The organism is Escherichia sp. E1V33 (genome assembly GCF_004211955.1).
Lineage (GTDB): Bacteria > Pseudomonadota > Gammaproteobacteria > Enterobacterales > Enterobacteriaceae > Escherichia.
On the sequence record NZ_RHJI01000003.1, the window covers coordinates 1 to 16338 of the forward strand.

Genomic DNA, 16338 nt, shown 5'->3' on the forward strand with positions numbered 1-16338 from the left:
CAGTTTTTGTTGACCACTACAGCCAGACATCAAAGAAGGACAAGACGAGGTGTTCCTGATGATGGAGATCAGGAATTACGATACATCACCTCTGATGATTGTCTCTGCTGATGTTGACGGTAGCGGTAATAAGCTTGTTACCAAGGGCAAAGCAGGCTGGCAGTCTCGTTGTACCTTCAGCTCTGATGCGAACCGAAACGAACCTCTGACTGTTAGACCAGGACAAACCGTATGGGTAATGGTAGGGAATGCCGTACTCCTGAAGGGACTGAATGACCTGATGAATGGTCTTGATTTGAAAAGCCTACATAACTTCGAACCTGATGCCGGTGTTGGAATCTACGAGGTTGGTTTTGTAGATATCCTGAATGAAGCTTTGGAGAAGAAATACGGGAAGAATGCGGAGATTGTGGCTAGCCTTTATACAGGGCCGGATAAGAACAAGCACACCTTCTCTTTCCCTCTGAATCAAGGCAAAGATTTCTTTTCCAAGGATGGGAGTCTCCAACACGATTGGCTCTTGGCGAAATGGATCAAACCGGGCTACAAAACCTATCTCCAGTTAAGCAAGGACTGCGAATCAAAGTTGTGATGGAGATATAAGAGCCCTCTTTTTCAAAAGGTTAAAATGAGGTCCCTATATCTGATTACCGAACCTTAGTTAATAGGAAGTCGTTTTTGTTGGCCGAAACTTATAAGGCTTATTTAATTTTCCTATGCTTGTAAATTGCCTACCCCACGAATTAAGTGCTGCATCTACGGAGAGAGCAAGTGGAACTGAATGATTTAAAAAAACGACTTCAACAGCATCTGGGTGATGGCCTAGTTCTAATCGTTGGTTCAGGGTTATCTTGCGCAGAAGGAGTTCCTGGGATGGGAAAACTCGGGGACCATCTGATCGCCCATGTCGCAGACAATCTTTCCCCTGATGACCTGAAACTCTGGGATGAGATCCACCCCGCGATCGGAACTGATGGTTTAGAAGCAGCATTGCTCAAACGAGCCCCGACACCAGCCCTTGAAGCAATCATTGTCAAATCTACTGGGGAATACATAGCAGCAGCCGAAGCAACTATTATTTCTGAGGTGTTTAAAAACGAGAAAACACTTCGGCTTACAATGTTACTTCCTCATTTATTAAAACCAGATAAAGGCATACCCATTGTTACAACTAACTATGACCGCTTAGTTGAGCTTGCCTGTGAAGAAGCTGGATTAGGAGTTGATACAATGTTCAGCGGGCATTTTGCCGCTCGGCTAGTGCCTCTTGATAGCCATTGGGGATTTTGCCGTGGAGCTAAACTTGTTGGTAAGCATGTGTGATACAAGTTCACACCAAAAGTGAACGTTTTCAAACCGCATGGCAGCTTGGACTGGTATCACCGTAAAGGGAACCCGGTGCGATATACAGGGGATCTTCCTCTTCCTCGTCTAATTATTACACCTGGCTTGAATAAATTCAGGAGCGGCTACGACAGTCCCTTTGACAAGCACAGGGAAAAAGCTAATGACGCAATCGATAAAGCCCGTCGTTTCTTTATCATCGGTTATGGCTTTAATGATGATCATTTGGAAACACATCTCACTCCTCGTATTCGGTCTGGAGTCAGAACTGTCATTTTAACCCATACACTTTCTGCAAAAGCTAAAGAAATAGCTAAGTTAAATAAGAATGTAATTGCAGCGGAGTTTCATAGCGATGCAGGAACTACCGGTGCGCGCTTCATCGTCGATGGTAATGAGATATTTTTCCCTAGTGTTGATTACTGGGATCTTAAAGGATTCGTAGAAGGAGTCTTATCCGCATGACTAGTCCTGCTCTTAAATTTACAGAAAATGAACAAATAGGCCGTGTGGCTGGAGTAGATACCAGCCGTGTGGCTATTGATGTCACCAACTCAGAAATGCTGACACGTGTTGGAATTGGACAGCTTATAGCAATAAAAGGAGCAACACAGGCCGAATTCCTGATTGGAATGACAGATCGCGTTACTCGCTCACTACGAGAAGAACTACCTGACCCAGAAGAGGATGAGTCAGGGATGTTAACCGTATCACCGTCAGACCATATGCAGGCTTTCGTCATTGGCACTTATAGAACTGTTGATGGAGATAAAACGGACATTTTCAAACGAGGTGCCGATAGTTTTCCTCAGATCGATCGCGAATGCTTTGTGATAGAAGGTGTTAATCTTCAGCGTTTTATGGGCATACTCGGTGCCGGTTTACCCAACGAAGAACGCCTTAAATTAGGTACTTTCGTGGCGGATCGGAGTGCTGAGGCTATTGCTAGTGGGGATAGATTTTTCCAGAGGCATGCGGCCATCCTAGGAAGTACTGGTTCAGGTAAGAGTTGGGCTGTAGCCCTAATACTTGAGCGAGCAGCTAAGCTTAAATATCCGAATATCGTTGTGTTCGATATGCATGGAGAGTACGCCACACTTGCTGACAAAAGCAAAGGAGGTTACGCACAACGATTCCGTATCGCCGGACCAGGAGACCTTACTGCACCTAAAGATGATGCACTATTTCTGCCATATTGGTTACTGAATCGAGATGAAATGTTGTCGATGATTCTTGACCGTAGCGATCAGAATGCACCAAACCAGGCCTCTCGTTTCACTCTTCATGTTCGGGATCTCAAAGGCGCAACTCTGGACTCAGCTGGTAAGCCGAAAGTCAAAGAGACATTCACTGTAGACTCACCAATACCTTACGCTATTTCTGATTTAGTTGCTCTTTTAACCAAGGATAATATAACGAAGGGTGTCGGGAAAAATGGAGCTGCTGTAAAGGGGGACTGGGAAGACAAGCTGACACGTTTTCTTTCTAGGCTGGAAGCCAAACTTGATGATCGCCGATATGGTTTTATGTTTTCCCCACCTCCTGAAGCTCTCGATTATGGATGGCTTGCCAAACAGATTATAAAACTACTTCGAGCTGATTCTGGTAACGGTATTAAAATTATCGATTTCTCTGAAGTTCCTGCTGATGTCCTGCCAGTAGTGACAGGAACGTTAGCCCGCCTACTCTATGATATTCAGTTCTGGATGAACGCAAATTCTCGTACTCCAATCACTTTACTTTGCGATGAAGCACATCTTTATCTTCCTGTAAAAGATGACGCCGATTCAGTTCAAAGACAGGCGCTATGGTCCTTTGAACGCATTGCAAAAGAGGGGCGTAAATATGGTTTCTCACTATTAGTTGTAAGTCAGAGGCCATCAGATGTAAGCCGAACAATCCTTTCCCAATGTAACAACTTCCTTGCTCTCAGGCTAACAAATGACAGCGATCAAAATGTTATCAAGAGACTTATGCCTGATTCCCTCGCAGGTCTAACAGCTATGCTTCCACTTTTAGATACAGGTGAGGCTTTGTTGCTTGGGGATGCGGTTCTTCTACCAACACGCATTAAACTTGACCAACCGCAGGTAAAACCAGACAGCGCCACCCGAGATTTCTGGAAAGAATGGGGTTCTCTTAACCCTGATCTAGGCTTATTAGAGGGGGCCGTTGAATGTTTAAGAAGCCAGTCAAGAATTAATAAATAATGCAGTACTCGTCGAGCCTTTTGTAGGGCATGTTTATTTGATTTGAGAAAAATTTAATTGTCAAAAAGTGAATCTGGTAGGCCTGAATCTACCAGCCCAGAGAGTGGTCCATGTACTCGATCAGATAGCGGTAAACCTTGGCTAACCGATAATGCTAGACATGTATAATGGGCTGGATACTCATTCCCCGCTTGTGCAGGACTTTAATTTCCATACGAATCTCAAAAGTGATCATAAGCTCCCCTGTATTCAGAGGAGCAGATTAACCCCTGGATCAATTTTCAACCGCTGGGGTGGATCAGTTTTGCACCGTTGGTAACACTTGTGTGCTACCGGTGAAAACTGCCAAGTCAATTTTGAGCTAATACAATTCAGTCTTAATGACTAAATGGTTTGTTAGCGACAATACATGATGTTTCACATTCGGCAAGTTCGGAGTTACTGTCATAAGGATCTTACAACCACGATCAAATGCATATACTGATCTTCAAAGAAAATGTATGGCTTAAGTGCCTTCAGAACTTTTGTATTCTCTACACCGTCGAGAAAAAAGCTTCATAAACATGTCCACCCTGACTTTAAATAGGATTATATAAGAGTTCTTAGTCATCAATAGGTGAATATTTCCCTTTTTCAACTTTAATAAGATGCTTTTTATTGTAGCAAGTTGACAATGCACAGGCTAAAGCATTCCTTAATTCAGAGCGATCTAATTGCTCAAGATGAATATAGCGTTTACGTAGTGCATCTGTTATCTCATCCAATACTAGTATTTTATCTTGTGGTAATAATGCAACCCAAGCCTGGATAAAAGCTAATGCACTTCTGTAGAGAAGTTTTCCGCCAGGTAATGATTCGCTTAGTACTTTATTTCTATATGGTTTTTCAAATGCCACTCTTCGGGCACTAGCCGCCGCTAACGGTATGGGTAATAATCGTCTCTTTTCTTTTTGAACAGCTGAATTAAAATTATCCTGAGAAATTGTTAAATCAAGATCGCGAATTTTATTAATTTCATATCTGGTTGGGGACGATTCTTCAGTTTTCTTATTGCAAAGCATACAATTGTTCTCAGAATCAAAAGGTATCATCTTTTCACATATGGCACAAATTTTTATTGATAATTGTGTTCCTATGCCTAATGTATTTAATTCGAATTGTTGATTTGCAATGTAATAAACAACTCTCCGTGAATTGCTGAACCAATATATAATTGGGTAAGCGTGGTGGGAATATAAATAATCAACCCACATTTCCGCTGGAGAATTTTCTTCATCAAATTCAATAAGCCAAGAAGAAAGGTTTTTTGACCATGCTAATTTTACAGTGTTGAGTTTCAGATCCCCTTCGCTGAAGAAATTAGCCATAAGAACTTTGGAGGATGAGTTATGTTTTGCTTCATTAATTGCTCTCTGGATTTCCTCTCTATTAATCAGTTTATGCAGAAAGCTATTGTTTTCTCTCCATGCTAATTTCTCCGAATCATAAATTGCAATGAAAGCCGTTGTTGCTCTTGAATAAGCACAAAATAATTGAGCATCCTCCATGTTTTCGGAATCCAGTGTAATAACAACAGGTGATTCCATACCACGAAAACGAGATACAGTTTCAATATTTATATCAAAAGTCTTCATGTCTTTCTGGAGGAAGTTTTTCACTAAATCTGTAGGGACAAGGACGGTTATCTCATCAGATGGTACAGAACTTTCTTTCAGTCGTAAGATTTCATTAAGCAATGCGGAAAGTGGATCGATAACAACTAATTCTTTTAACGTATCTGGTTCGTTATTTCTAGGGGACGTAATTTGATATGATGAAGGCCTGATAGCCATTAAATAATCAGTAACGGCTTTAGGACATCTTAAAACAACAGTTAAGCTGAAGGAAAATTGGGAATTTATTATCCGTTGAAGATCAATGTGATTCGTCCCTTTTTCAAAAGAGAACGTTTGGGTTTCATCACAAAATGCAATAATTCTTTTATTTTCAAACCAACAAAATAAGGTTTCCAACCACGAAGAATGTAACGCCTGTGCTTCGTCAATAATTAAAGCATCATAATCCTTTAGCTTGTTTTTCTTTAATGCACTAAGCAAATCCTCGCAGCATCCTGATTCAAACCAGCCTGCTGGAGACTCGGGCGGCAGGGCTAATCTATTACGAGCCTGATGACATAGTTTGTGCCAGGTAAAAACGTCGCATAATGAAACTGGAGTTTGTTGTCGAATGTATTCAGAAAGACGGTTATTGAAAGTAATAAATAAAACTTTTTTTTGCTCTTTAACCAACCGCCTGGCGAATTCAATTCCAATTAAAGTCTTTCCTGTTCCTGGCCATCCAGTTACAACAAATCGTTGATATTCTGACAGCAGTTCAATGACCTTAATTTGTTCATGTGTGAGTCTTAACCAGAGTTGATTATCATAAATAATTCGGGTTCCCCAGTCAGGCGTGCCATCAAATTGCGGGCATATAGATTTTATTATTAACTGAAGTCGTTCACTTCCTAAATTATTATTTCCTAATGCAGATTTCCAATATTGCATTATCTCCATAGTGTACTTTGCAATTTCCGGGAGTTGGCTTTTGTCAACGAATATTTTTCTAAGTGGTCTTACAGACGTATCAACCATTGCTGTATTTATAACGTTATTATCGAAATAGCTATCAGGAAAAATAAAACCATAACCAATACGCAATCGTAACGTTGTTGCTCCTCCTAGCCAACGAGCTAATCCATGAACATTGTTACGTGTTTGCTTCACTACATCGACATTATTATTTGTTTTGAGATGTACAAAAATAGGGCCATCTACGCTATATATACCACTTTTTACCTCTAAAGCCAAAACACCATAGATACGATGGAGAACAAGAAAATCTATTTCTCCACTTGGAGGTAGTTTCATACCCAAATGTCGGGCCGCTGAACTCAACCACGGGAGACTATGAATCACGGTGAAATCATCGGACAGCCCTTCTTTTAACAGGGCATAGACCGTTTTTTCTCCATAACTATCATTATCAATGGGTCCGAATGCCGGAATCATTTTGGCCATACTAGTATTTCCTTATAACATGCTCCTGACAGAAATTTTCACTTGTCACATCGTCCAGTGATTCGAAATAACTTCCGCTTGTTTTAATATTAACTCCACCGCACCCGGTGTTTTATCTGGCGGATACTTATACCGACGCAGAGTCTGGCGAACCAGGATACGCAACCTCGCACGAACGCTTTCCCGTACCTGCCAGTCAACGGTAGTGGATTGGCGCAGCTTCAGCGTCACTTCTATCGCCAGTTTCTTAAGTACTTCATCCCCTAACTCCCGGACGGCGCTTTCATTTTCTGCAAGTGCGTCGTAGAAGGCGATCTCGTCAGGATTCAGGCCAAGCGCATCATCACGCGCCATTGCGGACTGAAAATCCTTCGCCATCTGGATCAGCTCTTCAATCACCTGCGCCGTCTCAATAGCCCGGTTGTTGTATTTAATCAACACCGCCTGAAGACGTTCAGAATACTTCTTTTCCTGCACTACGTTATTTTTAGTGCGGGACTGGATTCCATCATTAATCAGCTTTTCCAGCAACTCTACCGCCAGGTTGCGATATGGCATATCGTGGACTTCCTGCAAAAACTCATCAGAAAGTAAACCAATATTGGGCTTATCCAGCCCAGCCAGCGTGAAAATATCATCCACGCCATTAGCAATTACGGCATTATCCAGAATCTGTTTCAGCGCGGAGTTCTTCTCGGCCTGGCTTATTTTTTTGTCCACGCTGGTAAATTTGCTGATAGCGGCCTTCACCGCAGACAAGAAAGCAATCTCCAGTTTATAAGGCTGTGCCGCATCCAGCGTACAGCAAAGCGACCAAGCTTTAGTAATTGCCAATACGTTATCAAGAAAACGCTTCTTACCGTCTTCAAGGCCGAGCACGTAGTTTGCAACAGGCACCAACAGCTTTTGTGCGTGAGCTTCAAAGCCGGTGTAGTCAAAACCTGCTGACGTTGCTGTTTTGGCAAACATACCGTGGATGATGTCCAGCTTTTCCAGCATGATTGCCAGCGCTTCTTCGGCATTAATGGTCGCATCGCCTTTACCGTTTGCATCGGTATAGGTTTTCAGCGCCAGTTTCAGTTCATTGGCGATTCCGATGTAATCAACCACCAGCCCACCGGGTTTATCTTTGAATACCCGGTTGACGCGGGCAATGGCCTGCATCAGGTTATGGCCGCGCATCGGCTTGTCGATATACATGGTGTGACAGCAAGGGGCATCAAAGCCGGTCAGCCACATATCGCGCACAATCACCAGCTTCAGCGGATCGTTCACATTCTTGAAGCGGGATTCTAGTCGTTTTTTAGTTTGCTTGTTGTAGATATGCGGTTGCAGCATTGCCTTATCGGACGCTGTACCGGTCATCACAATTTTGATTTGTCCTTTTTCAGGATCGTCATTGTGCCACTCCGGGCGTAGCGCGATAATTTCATCGTAAAGATGGACGCAGATTTCTCGGCTCATCGCGACAATCATAGCCTTGCCGTCCATTACGGTATTGCGCTTCTCAAAGTGAGAAATCAGATCGGCGGCAACCTGCTGGAGACGAGGTTTAGCACCAACCAGTTTCTCCAGACGGCTCCATTCACCTTTGGTTTTTTCACGCAGGTCCAGTTCATCATCTTCAATAAGTTCATCAACCTGATCGGAGAGCGCCGCCAGTTCTTCATGATTGAGATCGAGTTTTGCCAGCCGGGATTCGTAGTGAATAGGCACCGTTGCGCCATCATCCACTGCGTCCTGAATATCATAAATCGATACGTAATCGCCAAATACAGCGCGGGTATCGCGATCCTCTGCCGAAACCGGTGTTCCGGTAAACCCCAGAAATGAGGCGTTGGGCAGCGCGTCGCGCATATGTTTAGCGTAACCGTATTTATAGACGCCGGTTTCCCGGTCCAGATTGGCTTTCATGCCGTACTGGCTGCGGTGCGCTTCATCGGAAATAACAACGATATTGCTACGCCCATTGAGAACCGGATGGGCGTTTTCCCCTTCCTCTGGGGAGAACTTCTGCACAGTGGTAAAGATAATGCCACCAGCATCACGCGTCGCAAGCAGTTCACGCAGTTCTTCGCGGTCATCCGCCTGTACCGGCATTTGCTTGAGCAGTTCCTGCGCCTGACAGAATGTGCCATAAAGCTGACCGTCCAGATCGTTACGATCGGTGACGACCACAATCGTTGGGTTGCCCATCTCCGGCTGTTGTAGCAGTTTGCCGACATAACAACACATGGAGATGCTTTTACCGGAACCCTGTGTATGCCAGACCACACCTGCTTTCTTACTGCCAGGCTGAATGTTGCTGTGCAGGAGCAGTTGCTTACCGGTAGCAGCGACAATTGTCGCCTGCACGGCCTCGCGCACCGCGTGGAACTGGTGATAACCGGCTATTTTTTTAATCAGCCTTTCATCGTTGTTTTCGAACAGGACGAAGTAGCGGATATAGTCGAGCAGCTGTTCCCGGTTAAAGAACCCCCGTACCATAGTTTCCAGTTGCCATTCCAGCAACGGCTTATCATTTTCATTGCTGATGGTCTTCCACGGCATAAAACGTTCTTCCGTGGCCGTCAGAGAACCCACTCGCGCCAGATAACCATCGCTGACAATCAGCGCTTCATTGCTGATAAACAGATCGCGAATTTCATCTTTATAGGTCTGTAACTGGTGGTACGCATCCCAGATATCTACTTTGTCGTCGATGGGGCTTTTCAGTTCAACAACCGCCAGCGGCAGCCCATTAATAAAGCAGATGATATCCGGGCGACGGGGTTGTTTCGTTCCGCTGATGGTCATTTGATTGACCACCATAAAACGGTTGTTTTGCGGCTGGTTAAAATCCACCAGCAGAGCGTGATCGTGGATAAGTTCTTCGTCGCGGCGGTACTGAACCGGTACCCCTTCCAGCAGCCAGTGATGGAAGGCTTTGTTACTGGCAATCAGATCCGGACTTTCAGCACGAGTAATACGGGATACAACCTGTTCGAAGACGTCTGCGGGCAGATGCGGGTTGATTTTTTGCAGGCAAGAGGTTAACACGGGCGTCAGGAACACTTCATGATAGCTGGCGCGTTGCGGGTTACTGCCATCAGGGGCAATATCCGGCCCGTGATGAATTTCCCAGCCTTGTTCGGCAAACCACCCCAGGCAAAGCTGTTCTAAGTCGTCTTCGGTTAGCATCGGTAACGTCCTGTGTTAAACGTGTTCGGCTTCTTCAGTGATAATTTCAGCTTCATCATGCCCGTTAAAGGTTCGCTTAATCAACTGATTAAGTTCCGGTAGACATGTTGAAAAGGCTTTTTCAAATGCCGTCATATGTTCTACCAACCAGTCAACCATCTCCGGCCACATTTCCTGATCTGCGATGCCATTGATGGGCTTTCTGTAAGTAATACGGCAGGATTTCTTATCCGGTAAGGCCTGCCAAACAATTTCATGCCCAAAGCGATTTTCGATTGCGGATTTGCGTTCATGAAGCCAGTCAAACGCGAATGTATTGGTTTGTGCTGAAGGCTTAGCAATCCAAAGCTCAACCCTAATTTCTTTTTTGCTGAAGATAAGATTGTACGAAACGCCACTGATGCCAGAACCTGCACTTAACCAGTGGTCGGTTGACGGGCTGATATTATTGTAGAGTGAACATGAGCTAACGCGGAATTTCTCCAGAGCTAGGGTCCAGAACGCCTTACGTAAATGGTGGCGAGCTTTGGATTCTCCAGTCGTGGACTGCTCCTCAGCCTCTTTCTGCGCCATACCGATCATGTATGATTCCGCTTCCGGCGTTGGGATAACCTGCTTGATATCAATAAACACATCGTTACCATAACGGTAAGGCGTGACCTTAAAGCACTGCACGCGAATATTGAACTGCATTAACCAGAGTGCGGTATTGGTTGCTTCTTTGCGGAAATTTGCTGCGACCATCATGATACGCTGTGAACGATTCTGGTTAATTTGCACCTCTTCCAGGCTATCGTGCTCAAGAAATTCAGCCAGCACGTCAGCCGCAGGACGCGTTTCTTCTGGTTCGTTCTGATCAAGGTAACGCTGGAAGATCTCAACAATATGTTCTTTGCGCAGATTCGCGCAGTAACCCGCATATTTCAGCGCCTGCCAGACGACATCGCGCCCGGAATCATCGAGCTTGTTCTCGATGATCACCAGATTACCGTCTTTGTCGATCGCCAGCAGATCTAATCGCTCTTTGGTGTCGTCAAACCCGGCAAATTCTTTCTGAATGATAAGTAATTCATCATCGCTGCTGCGGGTCAATGCCTGCGGATGCTTCGCCAACCATTCCTGTAAGTGGTAGCGTTCGGTGAAACCCGCGTTAGTGAAGGTGGTTTCCTGAAGCGGTTGCAGGCTATTACTGGGCTGATCGACTTTAAACATAGTCAGCTTCCTTGGCTATTTCCTCGGCGTCCGGTAACGTAATTTCTCCGGAGAGGAGTTTGGGGAGTAAGGTATCGCGGAGTTGTTCCAGTGATTTATTTTGTCTGAGATTGTTATGCTTATAAGCAAATAACTCTCTGACATAATAGTGGAAGCATTTTATTAGGTTTTTGCTGCTGCTATAATCAATAGGAATGATACACGGAGTAGATAGTACATCATCAGCATTAACTGCCGGATATGCTCCACCATCGGCTAAATGGGCCAGGCGTTCGATATTATCCTTAGACGTTGCACAAATATAAATAAACGAACTAAAGTGTTCATGTTTTGGCGTTAATACTGCAAAACCGGTGCTCCCAGTCAGGCCCTCTTCAGCAATAAAGGCATATGAACCATTTCCAGGCCTCACAGTTCCTACAATAGTGTCACCGTTTTTTAATATTCTACGGGCACGACTTGGCGCATCAGAAAATAAGAAATCTTCGGTTGAATGAATAATGCCCCATTTTGTGTTTGCTAAATCAACATACTTTAATGATTCTGGAGCATTCTTCTTTGACCAGGAAGAGTTATTAAGTAATGCAAGATACGATAAGTCCGTACAAAACCATCCAACAGGAATTTCTCCTAATTCACTGTCTTTCATCGCTGGCGGGAACAACTCTGCTATAGCTCTAAGTTCGGCATATTTTTCAGGATACTCTCGCTGAAATACAGCTAAAGAATCAGCATCTTTCCCAGAAATTGCTGTCATGGCAGCAAGTGTTGCATCTTCCTGAGAACCACCAACTTCCAGCGCCGCAAGCTTGGCTTTAACCGGTTCAAAATCTACAAACCAGCTTTTGAACAGGGCTTGTGCCATTTGTTCGAGAGTTTGGTTTATTCCATTGTTATGGAATACTTTCTCTTCCTGTGATTCAATAAACTTACTTATACGATAAGCATCGTCAACCGATAAAACATCAACAGAAATATTACTAATCAGATCTCTACTAACATTTGGAAAAGTTGAGCCTGTAGCCGCAGCCAGTAATTCAGGCAGACAGTCTTCTAATACTGCTTTAACATATGGGGTAGGATATCCGTTTCGTCCCCGTATTGCAGCAAGTCCTCGACCTATACAATATTTTCGGTCAGAATAGTTCATCTTCCCAGTTGTTGAACCACGAACACAAAATAAAATATCGCCTGGTAACGATGTTTTTTTTTCAAACGCAGTATGCTGCACCGGCAGGGGGTAGCGGTCGGTAAATTCAGTAGGCCCATTCAGTAAAGGTAATCCGATCCCCTCATTATTAACCTCTTCACCTTTAGGTGATTGACCCATAATTATTTCTGCGATGTGTGAGAATTGGACCTTAAAACTCATAACCCAGCCCCCCTAAATTCACCTTAATCTGCGCTTCCAGTTTGGCGCTCTCTTCTAACTGGTCTTTGAGCTGTGCCGTCAGTCGCGTCATTTTTTCTGCAAATGGCTCATCATCTCCTGCCTGCTCGGCAGCACCGACATAGCGCCCAGGCGTCAGGACAAAATCATTTTTCTGAATATCTTCAAAGGTTGCAGAAAAACAGAAACCAGCTTCATCTTCATAGTCTTTATCCGCCTGCCAGGCATGGAAAGTATCGGCAATCTTTTTGATATCATCCGTTGAGAAATCACGTAGTACGCGGTCTTTCATAAAGCCAATATGACGAGCGTCAATGAACAACACTTCACCTTTACGGTGCGCTTTTCCGTTACCGCCTGATTTATCTTTGGTCAGTAGCCAGATACAGGCCGGGATTTGGGTGTTGGTAAACAACTGTCCCGGTAAAGCCACCATACATTCCACCAGATCCGCCTCAATAATAGCCCGACGAATTTCCCCTTCACTATTGGTGTTAGAGCTCATCGACCCATTCGCCAACAACAGCGCCATCGAACCTTTCGGTGCCAGGTGGTGGATCATGTGCTGCATCCAGGCAAAGTTGGCGTTACCCTGTGGCGGTGTACCGTACTGCCAGCGCACGTCATCTTCCAGCTTCGCATTCCACCACTCTTTCATATTGAACGGCGGATTCGCCATAACAAAATCGGCACGTAAATCAGGATGCTGATCGTTCAGGAACGTATCGGCGTTCTGTTTACCGAAGTTAAAATCAATACCGCGAATCACCATATTCATCGCAGCCAGACGCCAGGTGGTAGGATTTGATTCCTGCCCATACACGGAGATATTGCGTTTCTGCTCGGCGGCGTTGTAATGCTTTTCATCAGCATGTGCTTCGATAAAGCGATCGCTGGAAACAAAGAACCCACCAGACCCCATCGCCGGGTCATACACGCGGCCATTGTAGGGTTGGAGCATTTCAACAATCAGCGTAACGATGCTTTTCGGCGTGTAATACTGGCCGCCCTGTTTACCTTCCGCCAGTGCAAACTGACCAAGGAAGTATTCGTAAACGTGGCCGAGAATATCTTTGCTCTTCAAATTGAGCTTCACGCCATTGTATTTGGGTTCGTTGAAACTGGTATCGGAGAAAACGTTAATCAGGCTGATTAGCAGGTCGTTACCAAGCTGATAGTGCCCGATACGGTTAAGGATGTTTTTCAGTTTCGGGTTGCTGTTTTCGATAGTATCCAGAGCGATATCAATCAGCTTCGATACTGACGTCATGACGATATCTTTGCCGCTATCGTCTTTCCCCAGAACCGTCCCTACAGGCAGAGCAGCATTGGTTTTAAGCGTTTCCCAGCGAGCCAGTTTGGGTACCCAGAAGACGTTTTTCTCAGTGTAGTAATCCTGAACCTCCAGCTCTTCTGCGATCGCCTGCTGGTACGCCTCTTCTGTGTCGTAATCGTCACGAGACAGCGCGTAAATGTTGTCCGGGTTGGACTTGTCTTCAAACAGTCCTTTCAGTTCCTTCTGGCGGGCGTCAAAGGCATCTGAAACATACTTCAGAAAGATCAGTCCCAGCACCACATGCTTGTAGTTGGCCGCGTCCATATTGGCACGTAGCTTGTCTGCGGCTTTCCAGAACTTTGTATCCAGATCGTTAAGAAATTGCTGTTCAGCGTTGTCCATCAAAACCTCAAAAAAATCATCTGTGCCTGGTTCGGTATCCAGGTTGCGTAAAATCAGGGGAGTTGCCAAGGATCATACCCTGACGTCAGAGCGATACCAAGATGAAGGGCTAGATTCCGCATCAATAACTTGTGGCAAAAGGTAATTACTCTTTTACACTTATGGCGCAAAATGACGGTATTTCTTGTTTCTCTACCGGAGTCTTTTACGCCCTATGACTACTCTCGTTTTTTCCTATTCTCATGCGGATGAAGCACAACGCAATGAGCTAGAGAAGCATTTGTCCCCGCTAAAGCGAATGGGGAAAATTACCACATGGCACGATCGCCGAATCGTTCCTGGGCAAGAGTTTGAACATCAGATTGACCACTATTTTTCGCAGGCAGATATTATCCTGTTGCTAATTAGCAGTGATTTCATCGCTTCTGATTATTGTTATCAGGTAGAGATGACCAACGCACTGGAGCGGCATAAAAAAGGCGAGGCGGTGGTCATTCCGGTGATTTTAAGAGAGTGTGCCTGGCATCAGTTGCCATTCGGCAGCATCATGGCAGCGACAATCGACGGTAAAGCCATAAGCAGGTTTGCCAGTCACGATGAGGGTTACGTTCAGGTCGCCGATGCTGTCTCCCGAGCCATTGCCAATTTGGAAGCGAAAAAGCCGCAGCAGATTGTGCACGCCCCAGCTCCGGCTAACCCAATGCTTCAGGTAACGGATACTGTCTTTACACCGCGTTCGAGCAATCTTTCTCTGCCAAAGAGCTTTACTGACCTTGATAAAGATCGTGCCCGTCGCGAGGGTTTTGAGTATGTCGCTCGTTACTTTGCTAACTCTCTGGACGAACTCAAAAAGCGCCATGCAGGGCTAGACGTTGATTTCCACCGACCTGATAACGATTCCTTCACATGTGCCGTATATTTCAACGGTGGCAAGGTTGGTCAGTGCGGAATCTGGTGTGGCAGTCGTAATATGGGATTCGGGGATATCTGCTACAGTCAAAGCGGTATGACTCGCAATAGTTGCAATGAAAGTCTTAGTGTTGCGGATAATGGGCAGACGCTTGGGTTCCGCACCTTGATGGGATTGGGCTACAGCAACTCAAGGGATTCGTTATTGACTAACGACGGTATGGCAGAGCATTTATGGGATATGTTCTTTAGCCCGATTCAACAGCGTAATCGATAAATGTAGTCCGTATCACCCAAACTGATACGGACTATGCTGATGATCAGCCAAAGCCCAACTCGGTTAAGGTAATTGCAGAATCCTATATTCTGACTCGGATAGCTACTCGTCGTATTTCTCGGTAATGTTATCTGCATGATATAAAAATTGTTGGTGGTTCTATTGAACATGAAATACTGGTTTTAATTTATTCTCGGGATTCATAAATACGACAATATAACCATTCTTCCAGATCGCTTTTTAACCAACGGGACGTTCTACCCAGCTTAATCGGCTTCGGGAATAAGCCATCCTGTATTAGTTTGTAAAACCATTTATCGCTCAGGCCAGTAAGCCGGGTAATGAATTTCATGTCAATAAACTGATCGTCCAGTAAAGCAGGTTTAGTTAGCATGTTGATGTGTCCCGGTAAGGTATATTAACCGGAGCGGTAGCAAACTATTTTACTACCGGCTCCTCCACATCAACGGGTTGTCCTGTAAAAAATTAGTACTGACGCGGTCTTCCACGATTACTTCTTAAAGGTATGTTGTTCTTGTCCACATACACACCTATACCTTTTTGACTGTTTTTTGCCAGATAACTAATAATATATCTCAGGTTGTTTATATCTTCAGGATTGCGATGATCGACAACACGCTCAACGCTGGCAACAAACTCTCTTTTATTTCTGCAATGATGGAAATATCCCTCATTATCGGTACATGCTGCCCACTCATCTCCAATCATCCGAATTAACATGTAAGGATTATTGTGTTTTTGTCCGTTCAGATAAAATACTGCATGGACATGTAGCCCTTTATCAGATGAGCATTCGATAACCCAGTAATAGCCGGTTATTGATTTGTTAGCTTTAATCTTATTAATTAGGTTGTGCATGTCTTTTGCCATTACATCGATACTCTGTTTTTGATATCGCACACTGTTCTTTCTCCAGCCGAAATCAATTCTTACAGCAAGTATTCGTGAGTAACGGTTAAACATCTCATCAAGATGCTCATTAATATCACTGATAATTAACGGGTGCATTTCGTAGTTAGGGTTTGCATTGTAGGTAGTTGTCATGATTTATCCTCTGT

The 16338-nt window shown here is 44.5% G+C and carries 12 protein-coding genes; 5 read left to right on the plus strand and 7 right to left on the minus strand.

Translation table 11 applies throughout. The features are described 5' to 3' along the window. The first annotated feature begins 58 nt into the window (after positions 1–58). The 4 genes from D9742_RS01785 to D9742_RS01800 all read left to right on the plus strand — a co-directional run bounded on the left by D9742_RS01785 (position 59) and on the right by D9742_RS01800 (position 3554). On the plus strand, positions 59–592 hold the full coding sequence (locus D9742_RS01785) for a hypothetical protein (protein ID WP_130235793.1): 534 nt from the start codon (positions 59–61) through the stop codon (positions 590–592). Positions 593–771: 179 nt separating this feature from the next. Next, positions 772–1323, plus strand: coding sequence for a hypothetical protein (locus D9742_RS01790; protein ID WP_130235794.1), 552 nt, complete (start codon positions 772–774; stop codon positions 1321–1323). Between the two features lie 75 nt (positions 1324–1398). Then, a complete protein-coding gene (locus D9742_RS01795) occupies positions 1399–1809 on the plus strand; it encodes a hypothetical protein (protein WP_130235795.1) in 411 nt (136 codons plus the stop codon). Then, positions 1806–3554 carry an ATP-binding protein gene (locus D9742_RS01800; RefSeq protein ID WP_130235796.1) on the plus strand — a complete coding sequence of 583 codons (1749 nt, stop codon included), beginning with the start codon at positions 1806–1808 and terminating at the stop codon, positions 3552–3554. The genes D9742_RS01795 and D9742_RS01800 overlap by 4 nt, the downstream gene beginning before the upstream one ends. A gap of 602 nt (positions 3555–4156) precedes the next feature. On the opposite strand, the gene D9742_RS01810 is transcribed toward D9742_RS01800, so the two are convergent. Genes D9742_RS01810 through D9742_RS01830 form a run of 5 tightly spaced genes read right to left on the minus strand, consistent with a single transcriptional unit; the run spans position 4157 to position 14073 of the window. Then, positions 4157–6613: an AAA family ATPase gene (locus D9742_RS01810; protein WP_130235797.1), complete on the minus strand. Its 2457-nt coding sequence runs from the start codon at positions 6611–6613 to the stop codon at positions 4157–4159. Between the two features lie 45 nt (positions 6614–6658). After that, on the minus strand, positions 6659–9793 hold the full coding sequence (locus D9742_RS01815) for a type I restriction endonuclease subunit R (RefSeq protein ID WP_130235798.1): 3135 nt from the start codon (positions 9791–9793) through the stop codon (positions 6659–6661). Between the two features lie 15 nt (positions 9794–9808). Then, positions 9809–11005 (minus strand): DUF4268 domain-containing protein, encoded by a 1197-nt coding sequence (locus tag D9742_RS01820; RefSeq protein ID WP_130235799.1) that lies wholly within the window; start codon positions 11003–11005, stop codon positions 9809–9811. Beyond that, positions 10998–12377 carry a restriction endonuclease subunit S gene (locus D9742_RS01825; protein ID WP_130235800.1) on the minus strand — a complete coding sequence of 460 codons (1380 nt, stop codon included), beginning with the start codon at positions 12375–12377 and terminating at the stop codon, positions 10998–11000. The genes D9742_RS01820 and D9742_RS01825 overlap by 8 nt, the downstream gene beginning before the upstream one ends. Further along, a complete protein-coding gene (locus D9742_RS01830; RefSeq protein WP_130235979.1) occupies positions 12367–14073 on the minus strand; it encodes a class I SAM-dependent DNA methyltransferase in 1707 nt (568 codons plus the stop codon). The genes D9742_RS01825 and D9742_RS01830 overlap by 11 nt, the downstream gene beginning before the upstream one ends. Positions 14074–14287: 214 nt before the next feature. On the opposite strand from D9742_RS01830, the gene D9742_RS01835 reads away from it, so the two are divergent. Further along, a complete protein-coding gene (locus tag D9742_RS01835) occupies positions 14288–15259 on the plus strand; it encodes a toll/interleukin-1 receptor domain-containing protein (protein ID WP_130235801.1) in 972 nt (323 codons plus the stop codon). Positions 15260–15446: 187 nt separating this feature from the next. Here the strand turns inward: D9742_RS01835 and D9742_RS01840 are convergent, their stop codons facing one another. Further along, on the minus strand, positions 15447–15653 hold the full coding sequence (locus tag D9742_RS01840; RefSeq protein ID WP_130235802.1) for an AlpA family phage regulatory protein: 207 nt from the start codon (positions 15651–15653) through the stop codon (positions 15447–15449). A 92-nt stretch (positions 15654–15745) separates the two neighbouring features. Then, complete coding sequence (locus D9742_RS01845) at positions 15746–16324, minus strand: inovirus-type Gp2 protein (RefSeq protein ID WP_130235803.1); 579 nt, start codon at positions 16322–16324, stop codon at positions 15746–15748. Positions 16325–16338: the final 14 nt, after the last annotated feature.